The 19160-nt window shown below is 39.6% G+C and carries 18 protein-coding genes; 5 read left to right on the plus strand and 13 right to left on the minus strand.

Annotated elements, in window-relative coordinates; translation table 11 throughout:
- The first annotated feature begins 1 nt into the window (after position 1).
- Positions 2-784, plus strand: a complete 783-nt coding sequence (locus tag HYG79_RS16260; RefSeq protein ID WP_228027894.1) for a DUF4138 domain-containing protein — start codon at positions 2-4, stop codon at positions 782-784.
- Positions 785-788: 4 nt separating this feature from the next.
- On the opposite strand, the gene HYG79_RS16265 is transcribed toward HYG79_RS16260, so the two are convergent.
- From HYG79_RS16265 to HYG79_RS16325, 13 genes are all read right to left on the minus strand, one after another.
- Complete coding sequence (locus HYG79_RS16265) at positions 789-1196, minus strand: hypothetical protein (protein ID WP_179243118.1); 408 nt, start codon at positions 1194-1196, stop codon at positions 789-791.
- 14 nt (positions 1197-1210) lie between these two features.
- A complete protein-coding gene (locus tag HYG79_RS16270; protein WP_179243119.1) occupies positions 1211-1864 on the minus strand; it encodes a sugar transporter in 654 nt (217 codons plus the stop codon).
- Between the two features lie 9 nt (positions 1865-1873).
- Positions 1874-3400 (minus strand): PAAR-like protein, encoded by a 1527-nt coding sequence (locus HYG79_RS16275; protein WP_179243120.1) that lies wholly within the window; start codon positions 3398-3400, stop codon positions 1874-1876.
- Positions 3390-4253: a hypothetical protein gene (locus tag HYG79_RS16280; protein ID WP_179243121.1), complete on the minus strand. Its 864-nt coding sequence runs from the start codon at positions 4251-4253 to the stop codon at positions 3390-3392. Before HYG79_RS16280 ends, HYG79_RS16275 begins: the two co-directional genes overlap by 11 nt.
- A gap of 5 nt (positions 4254-4258) precedes the next feature.
- The gene (locus tag HYG79_RS16285) at positions 4259-6088 is read right to left on the minus strand and encodes a type VI secretion system Vgr family protein (RefSeq protein ID WP_179243122.1); all 1830 of its coding nucleotides are present in this window, start codon (positions 6086-6088) and stop codon (positions 4259-4261) included.
- A 170-nt stretch (positions 6089-6258) separates the two neighbouring features.
- Positions 6259-8121, minus strand: coding sequence for a type VI secretion system baseplate subunit TssF (locus HYG79_RS16290; protein ID WP_179243123.1), 1863 nt, complete (start codon positions 8119-8121; stop codon positions 6259-6261).
- Between the two features lie 45 nt (positions 8122-8166).
- Entirely contained in the window at positions 8167-8598 is a 432-nt protein-coding gene (locus HYG79_RS16295; RefSeq protein ID WP_179243124.1) for a GPW/gp25 family protein, read from the minus strand.
- Positions 8599-8602: 4 nt separating this feature from the next.
- Positions 8603-11062 carry an AAA family ATPase gene (locus HYG79_RS16300; RefSeq protein WP_179243125.1) on the minus strand — a complete coding sequence of 820 codons (2460 nt, stop codon included), beginning with the start codon at positions 11060-11062 and terminating at the stop codon, positions 8603-8605.
- Between the two features lie 11 nt (positions 11063-11073).
- The gene (gene tssO / locus HYG79_RS16305; RefSeq protein WP_179243126.1) at positions 11074-11580 is read right to left on the minus strand and encodes a type VI secretion system TssO; all 507 of its coding nucleotides are present in this window, start codon (positions 11578-11580) and stop codon (positions 11074-11076) included.
- A 14-nt stretch (positions 11581-11594) separates the two neighbouring features.
- Positions 11595-12737 carry a hypothetical protein gene (locus tag HYG79_RS16310; protein WP_179243127.1) on the minus strand — a complete coding sequence of 381 codons (1143 nt, stop codon included), beginning with the start codon at positions 12735-12737 and terminating at the stop codon, positions 11595-11597.
- Positions 12738-12747: 10 nt separating this feature from the next.
- Entirely contained in the window at positions 12748-13614 is an 867-nt protein-coding gene (locus HYG79_RS16315; RefSeq protein WP_179243128.1) for a TssN family type VI secretion system protein, read from the minus strand.
- Positions 13615-13619: 5 nt separating this feature from the next.
- On the minus strand, positions 13620-14531 hold the full coding sequence (locus tag HYG79_RS16320; RefSeq protein ID WP_179243129.1) for a hypothetical protein: 912 nt from the start codon (positions 14529-14531) through the stop codon (positions 13620-13622).
- Between the two features lie 5 nt (positions 14532-14536).
- Positions 14537-15160, minus strand: coding sequence for a C40 family peptidase (locus HYG79_RS16325; RefSeq protein ID WP_179243130.1), 624 nt, complete (start codon positions 15158-15160; stop codon positions 14537-14539).
- Between the two features lie 53 nt (positions 15161-15213).
- On the opposite strand from HYG79_RS16325, the gene HYG79_RS16330 reads away from it, so the two are divergent.
- From HYG79_RS16330 to HYG79_RS16345, 4 genes are all read left to right on the plus strand, one after another.
- A complete protein-coding gene (locus HYG79_RS16330) occupies positions 15214-16233 on the plus strand; it encodes a PKD domain-containing protein (protein WP_179243131.1) in 1020 nt (339 codons plus the stop codon).
- A gap of 562 nt (positions 16234-16795) precedes the next feature.
- Positions 16796-17182 carry a type VI secretion system tube protein TssD gene (tssD, locus tag HYG79_RS16335; protein ID WP_179243132.1) on the plus strand — a complete coding sequence of 129 codons (387 nt, stop codon included), beginning with the start codon at positions 16796-16798 and terminating at the stop codon, positions 17180-17182.
- Between the two features lie 131 nt (positions 17183-17313).
- Positions 17314-17766: a hypothetical protein gene (locus HYG79_RS16340; protein WP_179243133.1), complete on the plus strand. Its 453-nt coding sequence runs from the start codon at positions 17314-17316 to the stop codon at positions 17764-17766.
- 22 nt (positions 17767-17788) lie between these two features.
- Positions 17789-19147 carry a DUF5458 family protein gene (locus HYG79_RS16345; protein ID WP_179243134.1) on the plus strand — a complete coding sequence of 453 codons (1359 nt, stop codon included), beginning with the start codon at positions 17789-17791 and terminating at the stop codon, positions 19145-19147.
- Positions 19148-19160: the final 13 nt, after the last annotated feature.

Here is a 19160-nt window from a genome sequence, read left to right on the forward strand (position 1 = left end):
AATGGGTACTTTAACGGCCCGCAAGGGACCACCCAGTAACTTGACGGTAATAACAGAAAACGGGAATATATATTCGTTTACCCTAACCTACGAAACTGAGGTTGCCAATTTTACTTTTATCCTATCGGAAGATCAAGCGATAGGCACGATTCCACTTTCTGCTATTGAAAAAATTACCGGAAAAACTTACACTGACGTAAAAGAAAGACTGCCAGATAATAAAGTAAGGGATACAAGTTACCGTCAGACCAGTTTGCCGAACAACACCAACTATTCCGAAGTCAAAATAGAAGCGTTTAGGTCTTCGGCAAAAAGCACAAAAATACAGGACAAGACAAAAATGGATAAAGGGTTGTATGATGTGAACAAGAAAGACTATTATGGTATTTTTTGTGAAAATAATTATGTACAGCCACCAAAAATCAAAGATGCCAGTAATACCGTAAACTTAATCAAAGTACAATTAAACAACATTTTAAAAGACCGTAGTGAACTATACTTTGTACTTGAAATAAAAAATAATTCTGAAATTGATTATAAAGTAAAACGCTTGCGATTTTTTGTGAAATCGAGAAAGAACAACTCGAAATTAGAAATTGAGCAACTTTATTTATACAATCTCTTTAAAACAATTTCTGCCCATAGTAAAAACAATTTGGTTTTTGTGAGCAAAAAATTTCAATTGGCGGCTGACCAAAAAGTATATGTGCTTTTGGAGGAGGAAGATGGACAAAGGTCTGTTTTGCTACCCTTGGATATTGTTGATGAAATAAATAGGATATAAACTATTAACTCCCTTGCATCACAAAATAAAGTGGCACTCTGGGATTATTAGGGTTTTCCCCTTCCCAAAGCAAAAAGCCCTCGAAAAAGGAATGGTCCTGATTTTGTAACTTTTCGTGCACCTCGTTATGGGTTTTATAAAGTAGCTCTCCTTTGGTAAAAAATTCGCCGTTGTCAGCTTTTAACAAAAAATCAGGTTCCAAATCATCTTCTTTTTCCTCGTCCCAATACGAGTACTGGATAACCACCTTGGAACTCTCCAGCACCTTTTCGTCCTTTTGGAATTCAAAATCTTCACCAAAGATATTCTCATTGTATGACATTAGGGCAACAACAAAATCGGGCAGCGAGGCATATACCTTATTCTTAAAGTTCCAGAGGACATCGTTCATCAATCTTTTGTGGTATTGCATAAGTGTCAATTTATTTATTGGTAAAAGCGGCCAAGGTCATGACTATGTTTTAGAGCCATTTCGTAGTAACTTTGATTCATGTCTTCCCCAATTTGTCTGTAGATTTCTTGCCTTTTCTTGGGCGAAAACCTAAAGTCAGACCAATCTAAATAACGCTTTGATTCAACTTCCATTAAGTCTTTGCGATCTTGGTAATAACAAGCGTAGTCTATTAATGAATTAAAGCTTCCTTTAATACCTTTCATGATTTTGTACTCATTATCGAACTGTTCAGATGTGATTTTTGTTTTTAATTCTAATTCACCTTTTACGAAACATATGCCTTTTTGGTGTACCGACTGTAGTGCTTCAGGAAAATCAAGCTCTTTGTAATCGATTGGTTCATGATCATAATGAGTCCAGTCTACCTTATATTTTTTGGAGTAAAAATATTTGGTGAATATAAAAGTACTAGGAATAATGACTTCTTTGTTTTCTAAATTAGGAGTATCGTAAATGCCGCTATAAACTTGTGCTAAGCAGCAACCACTAAAAAATTTTAATCCTAAATTTTGGGGCTCCTTTAAAAGAATTCGTTTTGAAACATCCAACAAAATTTTACCGAAAAAATACTTTCCATTTTGATGGGCGTAGAAGATGTCTCCTTCTTCCAGTTTTTTTTTGCTCATTTTATTTTGTTAACAGGGGTTATGTAGATTCCCAAATTTATCGTATTTGGCTTTGGTTATAGCATTTTTCTTATTTGCTAGGTTGGCCTTTCCACCATTTTTTTCAATATGATGTTGTTCCCAAGCATGCGCCTCGTAAGGTGTCCAATTACCACTCTTAGGGGTGTCGATATCGTATTTTCCTGGGTTATCCCATTCAGCCTTAATCCCTCCTTCCGCTGCATGCTGACTTATTCTGGTGCTGGTTCCTTGAGTTGTTTGTCCAACATAAACCACTTTTCCGCTGGCTTTATCCGTAACAGTATAAATCTCCGTTGGAGTTTTGGTGGTACTCTCAAAAAGCGAAGGTTTATTTTGATTATGGACCAAAATGCCGAGATGACCAACAAAATAATTGTGGTACTCCTCGATTTCAAGATTAAAGGTAGGCAAATCAACAACGGTGGTGGTCGAAATACTGGTTATCTTTTCAATATCACCCGAAGAACTTAAGACAGGCATACCAATCGCAAGTTCCTTTGTTGGCAACCATTTTTTAATGTCCGTTATCCAAAAAAGGTGTTTTGAGGTGGCATCTATAGAAGAATTATTTTCAGTTTTTAAATTAAAATAACGGTCGGTCCAGTTGTTATAAGTCCGAACTATATTTTTTTCCTCTACCCTATTCTTTTTTACATTATATGATAGCACCTTGTCACCAGCTGTAAGTTTTTCTATTTCTTTTGTTCCGTTTGGTGTTTTGACCAAAGTCCCTGCGAGAAAACAAGGTTCAGTCTTACCCAACTGATCATACGGTACATCATCCGCAATCTTGGCAACATCGTCCCCAGCTTCGATAACATCATCTACCACCTCTACAACATCATCAGCTGCTCGTCCGGCTCTCCACATTCGAAATCCCTTTTCAATCGCCTTCCCGGCCCCCAAAAACAAAAAGCCCAGCGCTACCTCTTTAAACAAGGCTTCTTCATCGCCATCTTGGGAATAATCGTACAACGCTTTTACCGTTAACAGACAACCTGCCACCTCCAAGGCGGCAACGGTGACGGCAATACCCGTGGCCAAAGCCCCTGATGCTGCGCCTACGGCAGCAATAGCCGCGATCGCCGCTCCTCCAGTAACTACTATCAGGGCAACAGCGGCTACGACCAAAGCCACTTTACCCAAAGTACTCCAAAATCCACCTTCCTCCTCGGCACAAGCTGCTTCGGCTTCTTCCAATGAGTAAAAAATCTCGATTTTACCGCCGACACTGCAAGGCAGGACCGAGTCTTCCAATAACGGGTTAAAATACCCTACGAAAATACCGTCCTCAAAACCGTCCCAGGCAACGGGTGCCGGTACACAGGCACTACCGGTCACCGAGCACGTGCCAAAAGGCTGTACGTTGACCATGGGGACCATATCGCCGGTATTTGCGATAGGCTCGTCGAACAAAAACGAATTATTGTTGTTCGTGATTTTGAACTCCATGGGGGCCGTGCCTTTGTCACAGGCTAAATAGGTTCCTTGTGGTACATACTTTTTAGCGCCCATTGGTTTCGGTATTAAATTCAGCGATGTCTTGCTTGCTCTCGGTCATGTAAAAACCAGGAATCTTTACTTTTATCTGTTGCGTACCTTTAACGAGCCAATGGTTACGGTCAAACTCTAAGCGTTCTTTATAGTCTACCTGTAGTTCCACTTTCATGTCTACCTTATCCTTTAATGTTCTGATGAACTTTGTCAACTCCCTACCATCTAACTTCTCCTCATCAACGGTACCGCTACCTTCAATCACCAAAGGGTTTTTAATGTCCCCGCTAGAGATAAGTTTATAATCGATTTTTAAAGGAAGGGATTGGGTTACCAAAAATTTGGCGAGTTGCCTGTTCACTGTGTTTTCTGAAGCATTTGTATAGTTTCCGTAAAGTCCGGGAAATAAAAAATATAAGGCTCCCTGGTTCGCTACTTCTTTTTCCAGACTACCATTTTTAAGATTGTTTTCGACAATGGCTATGGTCTTATCAATTTGATCACGGGTTTCCTTGGTAGCTTCTTTTTTCCATTTTTTGCGCAGTTTGCCCCATTTTTCGATTACTAAAGGTTTGTTATATATTTTTTTGAAATTTCCTTTCTCATCAGTGCCCACGGTCACTTCATGCAACAAAGCGTTCATTTCCCTGTTCAATTTTTCAGTAGCACTGTCCTTGCCAAAATCTTCGGATATGGTCCTCACATCAAAAATATGCCCTTCACCCGTAATATTTGGTCTAACATAAGTTTTTTCGAGCACGGACTCAGACGAGTTTTTCATCATAACATCTTTTGTGGCAACAATGGACTTGGATGTATGTTTGTAGTTTTTACGCTGTAGCGCATGTGGCCGAATCTGCAATAGTGTTTCCATCTGATCTACCCTTTGTTCACATGTACCTCGCCGCCTGTAAGTTTGCTGGTTGCCCTGCCATGCATGGCCAGTTCTTTCCCGGAAAGAATATCTACTTTTTCATTACCCACAACATTAAGGTTGGTTTTTGCCTTTACCTTGACTTCGGCTTCGGTACTTCTCATATCAACATTTTCCTTACCACTTATTTGTACCGTAGCTTCTGCACTGTGCATACCAATGGCATCTTTTGATGCTATGGCAATAGTAGATTCTTCAGATTTTATGGTCAACGCGTTTTTTGCTTTAATATCAATGGTGTCCGCGTTCAATGAAAGGTTGCCAGGAGCGGTAATGCTGATGCTACTGTTTTTGGTGTCCAAAAATATCTTATTGCTGTTTTTGTCCGTAATGGTTATCGATTCTTCCCCATCGGTATCGTTCAGTTCTATGAGGTGCCCGCTCCTGGTCCTTATGGCCTTGGTGTTGTTTTCCGGGTCGGCGAACCCGCTTTTTGTGCTCGCGCTATGGCCCGCACTGAGGACAAAGGGCCGCTCTGGGTTGTTGCCCTCGAAGCCCACGAGTACCTCCTCGTCCTTTTCGGGGATGAAATAAAAGCCTTTTCCGCTGCCGGAATAGGGAGTATGCATCTTTATCCATGGGGTGGAAGTGCCCATAGGTTTCTGCCACCCGAACTGTACCTTTATGCGACCCAGGCCTTCTGGATCGGCATTGTCGAGGACGAGCCCCCTCTGTGCCTGTGCGAAAGGTGCACTGAAGACATTACCGTAGAACGGGTGTTCGGTGCCTTCTGGTACCCCCTCGAACTCGTTCAGGTAATGTCCGCTATGGTCGAAACCATGCGTTATCTTTGTGACCATGTAGGAGCCATAGGCGTCCTTTGTATTGCCGTCGGTAAAGTTGAGCCCCTCTACGGTAAGGGTATCGCCCACACAAAGGGAAACGAGTTCCGAAGAGCCGGAGGCGGTGACCATGGCCGACGTTCGGGCATGTACGGCCACCTTGGCAGCGGTGTCCATACCGCCCTGCCCGCTATATTCATGTTGGTCCAAGGACCAGTGGTAGTTCCCCTTTTTCGAGAACAGCGTCTCGGAAGCACCGTCCACTACATCGATATAGGGATGTCCTCCCTGTGCCTTGTAGGCCGAGGCATCGGATTCCAACAGGGAATCGTTGACCCAGTCATGGGAACTTACCCCAAAGATGCGTCCCTGCAGGTTCGCCGACAGTTGGAAGGTATGCACGTTCTCGCCGTAGGTACCTTGAAAACTTCCCTGACCGCTACGGCCCACATGTAATGCCTTACCATTGTCGTACATCCATACCCCGTACCTTGCACAAAGGCGGCGTACGAAACTGAAATCGTCCTCATTGTACTGCACGGTATAGGGCAATTTTATATCGGTACCGTTTCCCAAGGCGGTCTTTAGAAGATTGGTGTCATGGCCGTCGAAGGTATCGGTAATGACCTGCCCCAGCGAAGTGCCCTCTTCGTAACTTTTGCACTGGGCGGATCTGGAAAGCAGTATGCTCGGGCTGTAGCCCGAAAGTATGAGGTTTCCCGGTGCGCCGCTGTGCTTTTGGAGGTCCGCCGAGGTAACCACCCCTATGAACTCCAGTTCCCCGTTGTCCAGACCTATGGATACTTTTTTCCCTACGGATTTCAGGGCATTGTCCATAAGGGCACTGCCGTACCCTTCGGTGGCATTGGCGGGGAAGCTTATCCTGAAAGCGCTATGGTCGCCCATGGACTGTGAAATGGTGACCCTGTAGCTAGACTTTGGAAGGAATTCCGAACCGTCTATCAGCAGTTTGGGGGATACGATTTTTGACATAACTCATTTGATTTGACCAAGTTAAAATAGGCACAAAATGCACAATGCACAAAAAAAACGATGTGATTTCGTTAAAATACAATGGTATTTTCTTTTTGATGGACCGGCACGTGTTTTTTGACAAATTTCCCCGTTGGTATATTTTGGGTCCTTTAGCCTCATCACGGCTTTTAGTTCACATAAAATATCCTGAAAGGGAGAATATTGGCCGACCTGTTTTCAAGCCCTATCAGCAATTCTTTTTTTAAGTGTTCCCAGTCCTCTTCTGTGTAAGAAGCATCTATATTTTTGGTGATATGTATATCGGTAGTAGGCATGTAACCAATGCCTTCTTGCTGTCCCACCATTACCCCTTTCTTTATCTGTATGTTGGAAACGCTTTCCCTGAAAATACTGTAACAGTATTGAACGATATCCTGCCTGGTTATAACCTTCCCTTTGGAAAGCACATGCTCTCTATACGCATATATTTTCTCACTGGCGGTAGGCTCGTCCCTGCCACCCACGGTACCTGTTATAAATACAAGCGAGTTGGGCATAAAGGCAGTTCCCGAATATTGCACAAGTTTGGTATGGGGATGAATTTTATTCGCTTTTTCCCCAGCTGTGGTCCAATAGGATGCAAACACCACATCATCCTTATTTTTATCTATACTGTTTTTATTGATAATTAGATAAGGGACTTTATTCTTTTTAAAATCCCGTAGTTCAATTTGTTGCTCGATACGGGAGACTGTTTTTTTAAGGTCTTTTATGTTTGAATCGATAAAATCATCGTTTATGGCCGAAAAGGCCACACTATCCTCTTTTAACAGATCCAATGTGTAATTGAGCAACTCCGATGCATCACGTTCATCAAAACGTGATACGCCGCCATATCTTAGATAGGCATTTGGGTTGTCATCATCGGTTTTCTCCCTGTTTTGGATAAAATAGATATTACCGCTATCACCCTCTATCTTTTGAACGTCAAAAAAATAATCATCATCTACATTCAAGGGTAAAATGTTCAAATAGGATTGTAACCTCTTATTTGTTTCGTGCGCTTTTTTGTTCAATACGGGAAAGCAATTGATATGGCAATGTAGATTATCGAGCATTTGTTGCGAAACTACACTAGAGAACGAAATACGAATCCATAGCAGAGGTTGCTTGAAATCATTCAAGCCTTCTTTAGTGATAAAGTCCTTGAAATTCTCAGGGTAGTGTTTGGTATTCTCGGCAACGTTGATTGTGCTATCAATGGTATAAAAATGGTTTTTGTAAAATTGCTTTACGTGTTCCTCGTAAAAGCGCTGTTTGCTTTGTATGGATTCATTTATATACCCGGAAAAAGAATGTAAGTTGTCGGTTTTATCATTATATCCCCTTACAACATTGAGTTCTGTGCCGTTTAATGACCATGAGGCAATATTGATATGATGTGCCAACAACTCTTTTTGTGAAAAGTTAAGTACATCAAAATAGCATAATAGCTGGTTGAGCTCTATTAGTCCCGGTGCTGGCCGAATACCTAGATAAATGCAAGAGGTTTCGGTGTTTTGCTTTAGTTCCGACTCTGATAAAAATGGTACCTCCCTATGGTTTTCATACTTCACGACTTTGTTGGGATGTACTACATACTTTAGTTCGCAATTGTTTAGTGTAAAGTCTCCGGCCGGAGAGAAAAAATAATCCTCAAAGTCGTTTTTCCCGTTATTTCTAAAAATGGGCATTCGTTTTCTATGATAAAATTGGGAACGTTCATTGATATCGATATGGGCATCGACCGGGAGTGCGTGCATTACGGCGTGTGCTGGTTTTGCCGTGACCGATATCTCTGGGGTCAACAGATCTACCAGGCGTTCGGTAATTCTGGTACGGCTCGCCTTTACCGTATCGGATATTCGTTCAAATTCATGGGCACAAGCATCAAATAAAATACTCACCATAGGGTCAAAAGAGAACTCTATCTCTATATCATCTACACCCCAAGTTTCTGCTGCCCTGCGGATGAGGCGATCCTTTATCTCTTCTTTGGTAAGGGTTTTCATAGGTTTATATCTTTTTTACTTGTGTGTTTATATAACGCACAAAAATTATTTGTAAGATAACGGTGCCAAATAGTAGTCGCCTACAAAACTATAGGGTTCATCGGTTTTGACTATTACTCCGGTTATCACGATTTTGAGAAATTTTTTTAACCGTACTTTTTTAGAACTTTCAGAAATATTTTCTCTCAAATCAATATCCAGATTAACTTTTGCCAATCTTTTTTCATAAGTGTCTATTTGTTCTTTCAACGATTTTTTAATGCGCTCTTTCAAGACATTGGTATTGACCAATAGGTCAAAATCCGATTCCCAGATTTCACTTCCAAAATCATCGTCAAAGGTGTATTCCTGAAAATATGTAGTGATGATGACACTGATAAATTGGGAAATGGATTCCTGTAAAGATATTTTTTGGAGTTCTTTTTTTTCAAAAAAACGTTTAAAATCAAATGGGGCCTTGTAGTAGGGTTTTGCCATAGGTTTAAGGTTTTACTACATTAAACACCAGCTCTTTTTCCTTAAGTTGAACCTTCACCGTCTGCGGCGCTTTCAGAGTTCCGGATATCAACATTTTAGACAAGGGTCTCTTAAGTTTGTTCCGTATTACGGCTTTCAGCGGCCGGACCCCATAGGTGGGGGAGAAGCCATCCAAAGATAGATACTTTCTTGTTTTTTCGTCGATTTCTACAGTTATCCCCAAACGCTCTGTTAGCGAAAGCAATTCTTTTTTTAGATGTAGGTCAAATATAAAAGGGACATTTTTTTCCGAAATAGGGGCAAAAGGGACAATCTCCGTTATTCGGCCCAAAAATTCCGGTCTAAAATAAGTAGACATTATTTCCAAAAGTTTCTCTGAAGACGGAATTTTTCCGGCAGTAATGGATTCCGAAATAAATTCCGACCCAATATTTGATGTGAAAAGTATGACGGCATTTGAAAAATCACCTATTTTCCCCAATCGATCACTTAATTTTCCTTCGTCCAAAATTTGAAGGAAAACATCAAATACCGATTGGTGGGCCTTTTCTATTTCATCAAAAAGTACGATGGCATAAGGTTTTTCCCTTATTTTGTTCACTAACATACCACCCTCTTCATATCCCACATACCCTGGAGGGGCACCATACAGTAAAGCGGCTGAATGTTCTTCTTTGAATTCGGACATATCAAACCGCACAATGGCACTTTCATCATTGAAAAGAAATTCGGCCAAGGATTTGGCCAATTCCGTTTTTCCGGTTCCCGTGGGTCCGGAAAAGAAGAAAGAACCAATGGGCTGACCCGCTTTGGAAAGGCCCGATCTGGATTCAATAATGGCCTCTGCCACTGTTTTTACAGCATTGTCCTGACCTATGACCCTTTTTTTAAGGGTAGCTTCCATTTCCAAAAGACGTTCTTGTTCTTGCTTTTGTACCTTTCCGGCAGGTATACCGGTAATGTTGGAAACCATGGCGGCCAAATCTTCTTCATTTATTGCCGTAAGCTCTTGTTTTGAATGTTCTTCGATATTTTTTAAAAGTGAATCAATATACCCACGTTTTTTATTGTAGGATGAAAAACCAAAAGCATCCTCGGTATCATATTTCCCTTGGACAATTGGGCTAAGCTTATTTTTAAGCGTAAGGTATACCGTGTCCAAAAGCTTGTTTTTTACTTCTTCCGAATCTTTATCCTGTATATGTTCAATACTATTTTTAAGTTCCTCTAAATCACTGGGCAGTGATTGTTTGGAAACATTTGCCGCTGACATTGTCCGGTCCAAAAGGTCCAATGCCGAATCTGGCAAACTCTTGTCCTTTAAATATCTTTTGGACAACCTAATGGCTTCTTGTAACGTACTCTCGGATAATTGCAAATTATGATGCTCGCTGAAAGTATGCCCTATACTTTTCAAGATTTCCAAGGCCTGTTGTTTGCTTGGCTCTTCCAATAGTACTGTTTCGAACCTTCGGGCAAACGCTTCATCTGTCACTATATATTTTCTGTGATTGTCGGCAGACGTAGTGCCAATAAGGGTAACTTCACCCTTATTCAGCTCAGCTTTCAGGACATTTAGGATACCTTGGCTTATAGCGCTATCTTGTAACAATGAATGTATGTTGTCAATAAAAAGCACGGGTTTCTCAAGTTGTTTTGCTTCGTTAAAGATAGATTGCAAACGGTCTTCTACCTCTCCTTTATATGAAGCGCCGGAAAGTAAGTTGGCCACATCAACCTCTAAAAGTTGCACTTTTTGTAAGGTTTCGACTATTTTTAATTGCTCTATTTCACGAGCTAGATTTTGTACCAGGGTCGTCTTTCCCACACCTGCCTCACCAATTACGATAACATTGGGTTTTGACTTTCTACTAAGAATTTCCGTAATTTTTTTAAGCTCTTTATCCCTGTTCACGATTGCAGCAAACACACCGTTTTTTGCCAAATTCAATATATCTATCGTATATTTTTTGAGAACATCATTTTTTTCGGAAAATGCTTCTGCGTGGTTTGTTATCGTAGGTTTCGTTACGTTTTTATCATTGCTAATGCCACTCAATCTTCCCAAAAGCTGGGCATGGTTTACAGGTAATGCTTTAAGTTGGTCGTAATTAAAACCTACACCTGGGGTTATTGCGGCAATGAAAAGGCAAATGAGGTCAACTTCTTCTTTTTTTAATTTTGTTTTGATACCCTCTGCCTCATCAAGAATACATTGTACGGCCTCATCGGGCGTTGAAGAACTAACGTGCATGGCGCGTTTTGAATAGTCTTCCATACGTACTTCTGCCCATTCCTCTACATAATACACGTCTATATCCAGACCGTGAAGATGTCTTAAAAGCGATAAGTCCCTATTGAGCAGGGCCTTTACCATATGGGCTGCACCATAATTTTGATGCCGATGCTCTTCCGCAATTTGGGATGCAATGTAGGTAGCTTTGTTTACTTCTTTGTTTAACATCCAAAAAGCGGTTAATTGTTTAATCTGCGGGATAGCTCTAAAGCTCTCTCTAATTGTTTGATGTCATTTTCGTAGTCGCGTAGCTTCTCGTTAAGGTCATCAATTTCATTCTTGGCATTTTCAACCTGTTTTAAATCCCTCTTGGAGTCCATTAATTTCTTATAGGTCAATATGAGATTCTCGTACATACCATTGTCCTCCAATGAATCTTTGGGGATATCGCTCTTGATGTTTATCAGCTCCGCATTTATGGATTGTTCCAAAAAGAAATAGCCTTCATCCACTTTATCCAACGAGTCGATAAGGACATCTATTTTTTCCAATTCTTGCATGAATTTTTTCTGGTATTGAAATTCAAACTGTATTTTTTTGTTCTCTGCCCGTAATATCTCGTTTTCTTTCCAGGGTAGTTTATAACTGAAGAAAACGGCAACGAAAATGATACCTATCGTAACAACGAACATCAATAAAAATAACAGAAAGGAAGATACCCTTTCTTTTTTGTTCAAAATTTCCATAATCTTTTATCTTTTTATTCGGCTAAAAACGAAGGGCCGCTAGATTTTCCCGGTTTCTCCGAAACAATGTTCTCATTAACAAAAATCCCCATATCCCTGCGTTTTCCAATATAATCAACTTGAGTGAGAATCGTGAAAAGTCTTTCAATGGTATTCATAAAGTAGTAGGCCAACTCTAGATTTTGGTTAATATCCAAATGGTTGTAGGGCATATTGATGATATCGGTAAATATTTTTTCATAGTCCCCACCTTTCAGGTCCGTCCATTCCCCAAAATAATTGAACAACTGTTCTTTGTTCTCGGGTGAGGATACATCTACGGCACCCTTGAAAGTGCGGGCTAGGCTCACGATGATTTCCAATAATTTTTTAGGATGTATATGATATTCTTCCCACTTTATGTAGGTAACTTGCTGGGCCAAGTAAGGGTATACTTTATCTACGACAATATGCATGGCATCCGCTATGGGATTGTCACTTTGTTTGGTCATTATTTTTTGTACGATCAAAATAGCGCATTTCTCACTAACCTTCACAAAATTTTCAGCAGTATTATAAAAATCCACAAGACGTTCATGGGCGCCCAAGGCATTTGAAGGGGGAATGTAATTGTCATCTGTTGAGAAGGTACTACCTTGTTTAACGATTTTGGCTATGGGTAATTGGTGCACTCCTAAACCGGATTTCTGAAGCGAATCGGCATTTATGAAAGTAAAAGAATAGGAAGGGGCAAGGTGCGGATAACGTGGTGGTATTTCTTTGGGGTCTTGTTCTCCGAATGGCACGGCATCGGCCTCATTGACATTAACAAGAACATAGCCGTCTTCAAAATTCTTGTCCGCAAACTCTTCAACAATCATATCTTCTTTGATTGATGGGGTTTGTTGCGTAATTTCTATGCGGTAACCACCCGGGGTAATGGCCCTAAGTTTTTTAACCGATATTTTTAAGCCTTTGTGGGCGTCTATATTTACCGAATATTCTTTGGTGTCGCTTAAGTGGGAAGGTAAAAGGCCATAACCATGAAGACCTATACCTATGCTTATTGCATCTTTAGTTCTTGAGTGTGCAAAATCCTGAAGGCTTTTGAAGTGCTCTTTCGAGATTTTCATACCATCTATCCAGTTGATTTTAAAGTTTTTGATGTCTTCTATCATGCGTTTATGTTTAAATACGTTGACATACTATGATATCCCCGTCTACAAGGTTGTTTTGCTCTACCGTGAGTTCCGAGTCAATATGTCTTGATGCTCCGTACCATTTTGGTTTTGTATAAAAATACCAACCATAAGGATCACCGTTATCTTCCGAGATTTCTATCTTACTTTTTGATTTTTTGTCATTGTAATCATTTATAAAGAAAAAGAAAAGTCTGCCAAAATCCATATTTTTTGGTGCCTTGGCCTTAAAACTTGTAATATGGTCCTCTTTTGTATTCTTGTAGAATAAGAAGTTGAGAACAATCATATTGCTCAGCTCATAATGTTTTGGAGTTTCATACTTTTTACCAAATGGATAATACCACTTTGAGTATAGTCTTGTGGGTATTGAAACTGCATAATTGAACAAAATAAAGAATGAAGTCGGCACGACAAAAGCACAGATAATCACGAAATAGTATCCCAAATAATTTAGGTCGTTAAAATATGCGGTTATCATAATTATGGGCACCATGAGCACCAATGAGGCTATGATGGCAAAAAGTATTTCTTTAAAATTGTTAAGACTATTGAACCTCTTGAACACGGTATGAAAGAAAAATACATGTAGCCCACCTAATATAAGCATCGCTCCCATTAACGAAAAGTAGCGTAATACGATTGCGGTCTGTTTTAGGTTGAAAAGTATTGCGGTTACAATGCCAACAATTAAAACACCCACAAATAGATATAAGTAAAATTTCTTGCGCTTTGGCCTGTAACTCGGTGTTTTTGAACCGAGCAAAGTGAGTACCAACACCACCAACACCACGATAATGGCAAAGGGAACCAATGCTTCAAAACTTATGAGATTTTTTAGGTAGCTTCTCAACATATATCTTAAATTGTAGATGACACCCCAAGTCTGGCGGCGTATACTTTTTCGCTCATTATAAAATCCTGTTTTTGTTCGGGTAGTGTAAAGTTAACCTCATAATCACATTCAAAGGGTAAAGTGTGTTCTAAAAAAAAACGTATTACCAAAATAATACTACCATTGGGTAGGTATTTATCGATTTCGTTCGGGTGTCTTACCTTATCCACGGTAAAAATATATCTAGGCAAAAAAGTTTTTCCATTTGCCGAAGTCGCAAGATTTACACCTAGTTGCCAAGAGGTGTTCTCTTCTTGAGTGGTATCCAAAGACGCATACTCTTGTTTTACTGTTATATTTTCATGAATTATAGTTTCCAATATTTTTGTTAATAACGGCAAATCGCCCGCAATCTTATGCATAAAAGGCATTGTTTTAAGTATTTTGGTTGCCATTGCCTTGGGTAGGGCTTCATCAATATTCCAGAGTTTGGTTAAAAAACTTACCAACTCTGGACTTCCCAATGATGAAAATATATTGTTTTCCTCTTGTTCTACCGCAACTTTATTCAAAAAAAACTCTTCTTCCAATGGTTGAAAAAAGTTGCGAGAATGGTATTCTTCTTTTTTTCTGTTTTTGTAGTCGGCCACCATGGTTTCCACAAAGGGTGTACTGCTATATGTGCTATGAAAAAAACGCTCGGGAAAAACATTGTAAAAACCACGACGGCTTAAGGTAACCTCAAGTTTTTTATAGGAAGACTCTAATGCGGTTACATTTGTGATATCATGTGTAAAACGTCTTTTGAAAAATTGGGAAAAAGCAAAGCGTAAAGGTATTTCGTCCTCCAAATAGGCCGCAAACGTTTCGGCTTTTAAATCAAAGCCCACGTCTACAAGTTCTTTCTTGATTTTTTCGGGAGAATTTTTTTTATACATGAAGCCTAATTGTTCAAAAGTCTAGAAGATGCTACGTATTTATCTTGCCAATAGTTGGAATTTAGGTCAACGATTTCAACGCCCCTTGGTGAGTTAGACCCTAAAAACTTACCGTTTTGAAGGTAGATGCCTACATGGGAAACTACTTTGTCTTTATGCCGTAACCTAAAAAAAATAAGGTCGCCTTCTTTAAGATATTCTTGATTTTTAAAATGCGCCTTGGTGTCGAGATAAAATTGTTCTATTGAGGTTCTCGGCAATTCTTTTTTATAAACTTCACTGTAAACCTGTTGTACAAAAGCAGAACAATCAATTCCCTTTTTTGAGTTTCCGCCCCATTTGTAGGGCACGCCTAACCAGCTATCAATGGTATGATACAGTTTTTCATTCATTATATCCGCTTCGGAGACACCCAACTCGTTCGCAAACTTGACTTTATCCTCTTTGGACAGGTACGATTTGTTTTTATTGGAAGTATCGGTGGTAACCACGGTTTTCTTTTCTTCCTGAAGTTTTTTCGCCTTGACTATTTCATTTTTGTAATATTTATAATCAGGTACATCCTTGGATTTACAGGAACAAGCGATAACCAATACAATAACGAAGAAAAACAAGAGTTTTATTTTCATAAAAAGAATTGTATTTTTAGATTGGATTACAACTTAACAAGAATAAATTACTTATGTACCACAAAAGTATAAAAACCCATTTTGACCGTAACGTGTTTATTACTTTTTTAGTATTATTTTTTGGGGGATTATCGTTGCTATCATTCAGAATTAACGATAAGGAAGATTGCACGGGTGTGGATTTTGAAATATTGACCAATTCTTACACGGTTGAGGATTTGATCGAATTCAAGAGCATTGATAAAAACGGGGTAGACTGGTCTTGGGATTTTGGGGATGGATCTACCGCTACGAACAGATCAAACGTGACGCACCAATTTAAAACACCGGGTTTGTACAAGGTCACTTTATCGGTAAATGGCCAGTGTAAACAAGTACGGGAAGTGGCAATTTCCAAACAGAGGATATTGATAGATCCCGAACGCATTCCCACCATACAACTGCCCGATAATATTAGGGTCGGGGATGAGGTGGTGTTCTCAAATAATTCGCCTTTTGCAGAAACATGGCAATGGAGTTTTGGGGAAACTACTCGGGTAGATGGGACCGACCAACAAGAACGATACGTTTTTAAGACACCTGGGGAGAAAACGATACTTTTGGTCGTTAACAATGATAGATTGCACGAGGCCAAACAAAGAATCACTGTTTTGCCCAAAAAAAGATCCAGAAGGCAAACTACAAACGAGGGCGTCGACCCCATAGAACTGGTCTTGGACGACCAAATTGAAGATATTCCAGTAAAAGAGGTGGAAGAAGAGGAAAAGCGTTTAGAAGAGGAAGAGGCCAATCGTATCGAGGTATCATCGGATGAGATTCGCCAAATGCTTGTAGGATATGCTAACAGGACCGTTGACGATATTGCCATTCGCAATTATTTCTGCTACAGTAGTATCCCGGTATTCAATAAAGGTGGTTCTAGAAAAACGGTAAACCAGTTGTTCAATACGATCAGGGACGTAAAAATAGAATTTAAAGACTTAAAACTTGTTCGTGATTCAAAAACGGGCTGCATAAAAAGTATGACTTTGGATTTACGAACAAAAAAAGGTCTTTTCTGGAAAAACTTCTAAAATTTCCTTAGTATCGAAAGTTTCAAATATATCCATTTGAGCCGTTGCGCATTTTTAAAGAATATCATGTTCATGGTCAGTTCGATTTTTGAGGAAAGAAAACCATATTGAAATAATCTTGAGAAAAAAAATGTTCGTGATACAAACTCTTAATGAATCCGGTCATAAAATTCACTCAAAATGAACAAAAGGTTTCTTTTGGCATTGCTGTTTGGTTTTATTGAGCAAGGCTAAGACCTTGCTGTTTGCGACTCAAAACTCAAAATTTATCAGCCAATTGTTATGCATAAGGTTGATTTGGTTTAAATCGTGAAAGAATTAAATAATTAATTATCAGCATATTAATTATTTTAGAGATACTGGTAATTTCTTCTTTTTTTAGATTTATACATTACATTTTTTTTGATTTTTCATTACTGGGGTATTCAAAAAAATACAATTTCCTTTGCAGTTGAACGATAATTTTTGTCTTTCCTACAAACAATCCCTATGTTTATCATGTTCTTATGTAACGTTTTTTATAAATTATTAACGGTAGTATTTACCACAAAAACAAATTATTATGTCTTTTAAAGCAAAATTAAAAGTAGCAGGAAAGGAACACAACATCTTACACTGTTCCTACGATTTGAACCAAGAAGTCGATCCAACGGGAAGACCTTCTTCAGTAACCCGTGGAGGTCGAATTTATTTGACCGTTGAGTCCAATGGTGAGACCAGTTTCTTTGAATGGATGACCAACAACTTCGAGAGAAAGGATGGGTCAATCGTATTCGTAAAAAGAGATACCGACGCAACATTGAAAGAGCTGCAGTTTGAAGAAGGATATCTTATTAAATATAAGGAAAGTTTTGATGCTACGGGTCAAAACCCCTTGACCGAAACTTTCGTGATTTCGGCCAAAAAAATCGGTTTAGGTAGCGGTGAGCATATCAACGAATGGGTATAAAAACCGTACCAAAAAGTTTTTTATCAAAAAGGGGGCATATGTATAGCTCCCTTTTTTCGTTGTATATGGGTACCAATAAGTTGTGTATACATTTTTTTTGATTAAATTTAACCAACTAAACTTTTTTATATATGGCTAATAGCAGCTTTGGAATCGGAGGCAATGAGGTAAAGGGCGATGCAAATGAAGCATTGAACGAAATACCGCAGAACAGAACATTAATTGCCGGTAAGTTGACCCCAAATACCCCTGTAAAAGCAGAAGTGGTAGAAGGTCTAAGTAAAATAGAAGATGTTTTTGAACATTTTGAGCCCGAAATCAAAATACCTTTTGAGGATAAAAAGGGCGGTACTAAAAACGAAACACTCAAATTTTCCAATTTAGGGGATTTTGGTACCAAAGGTGTTATCAACAACAGTTTGTTTCTCAAAGAACTCGAAATTGAAAGCAGCCAATACAAAAAAATCATCAAGCAGCTGAAAACGAATAAGATTTTGAAGGCGGCCCTTGAGGATGCCGATGCCAAAAAATCCTTGGTACAGACTTTGGACGCCCTCATCAAAGAAATAAAAAACGCACAATAACTATACATTTTAAGAAATAGATATGGCCGATACTTCCAATAAAAAAAGTACATCCCAATTAAGTGACAAACCTTTTGTAGACCAGATCAAACAAAAATCGGACGACCTTGCCAAATACGGTGGGTTTGATTTGTTGGAATCGGCGATAGACGAAGTTCAAAATTTGAACCCAGAGCGTAAGGCGCGCCGTAACATGTTCTTGAACGAGAACAACAAAAAGCAGGAAAGGACCTCTCTTTTGAAAACACTGGAACTTTGGTCAGAGACCTTAAAATCTGGCGATGATATTATCGATATGGTACATGCTGCCGACGATAAGGCCAAAGAGTCCGAAGCATTATTGGCTAAAAACCTAAAGACGGCTTTAAGTGAGACCCGTGAACTGGAAACCTCGTACAGGGCGGTGGCTTTATTTTTCAAGAATACCGATATGCCTTCCATAAAAAACGTTTCCATTGTAAATGCAGAGTTAGAGCAATTGGCCGATCTGGATAACACTCGCTTTTTTGACTATATTCAAGAAGAGTTGATATCTACCTACGACCGTTTGGATTTGCGTGAGAACTACTCCTTAATGGTACTACCGGGCTATTTGGGGTCAAAATCCGTGGTGGACAAATGGGCGAAATTGGCCCATGACAATAAAGTGACCCTGATAACCGATTTTGCCCATTTGGACGAACCGGACGATGTTATGGAAATGTTCGAGAGCGCCAACTTGGCCAGTGGCGATATGTATTTGTCCAATACGATAATGACCTGTAACTGGTTGGTCGGTAGGGGAAAAAACGATGCTGTTGGGGAAGAGGACGATGTATTTGTACCCCCGTCGGGAGCATTGGCGGGTAAAATGTACAAAACTTTGATGTCGCAGATTACCGCCGGTAAAAAACATGGCGGTCTTAGCGAGGTAGATGGTGTGCGTTTTGACCTTAAAAAGAGTGAAATCGCCAATTTGGAAAACCTAGGTCTGGTACCTATGGTCAACGAATATGGTAAAGTCATGGCCTTTTCGGGAAAAACGCTTTTTAACGGTGATAATTTGGGACTACAGACCTATTCGGTAGTCAGGGTATTTGATTATGTGGCAAAAGTGTTGATGGACTTTTTGAACAGGAGGGCCTTTGAGAATTTTGACGCACGTACCCGTAAAGAAATACAAAACCAGATTGTTCGCTTTTTGGACGGTATCACTGGGCCCGGAAAATTGATCGAGAATTTTGAGATACGTAGGTTTGAACAAGACCCCACCCAAAAGGACCGTATTTTTGTGGATATACGATTAAAGCCTTATTTCCCGGCCAAAAACTTTTTGATCAAGATGGATGGCCAAAAAGGAGACGATGGTACCGAATGGGACACCGACTACGAACAACAATAAATAAAAAAAGGAT

Origin of the sequence: Costertonia aggregata, from assembly GCF_013402795.1 — a bacterium.
GTDB classification, from domain to species: domain Bacteria; phylum Bacteroidota; class Bacteroidia; order Flavobacteriales; family Flavobacteriaceae; genus Costertonia; species Costertonia aggregata.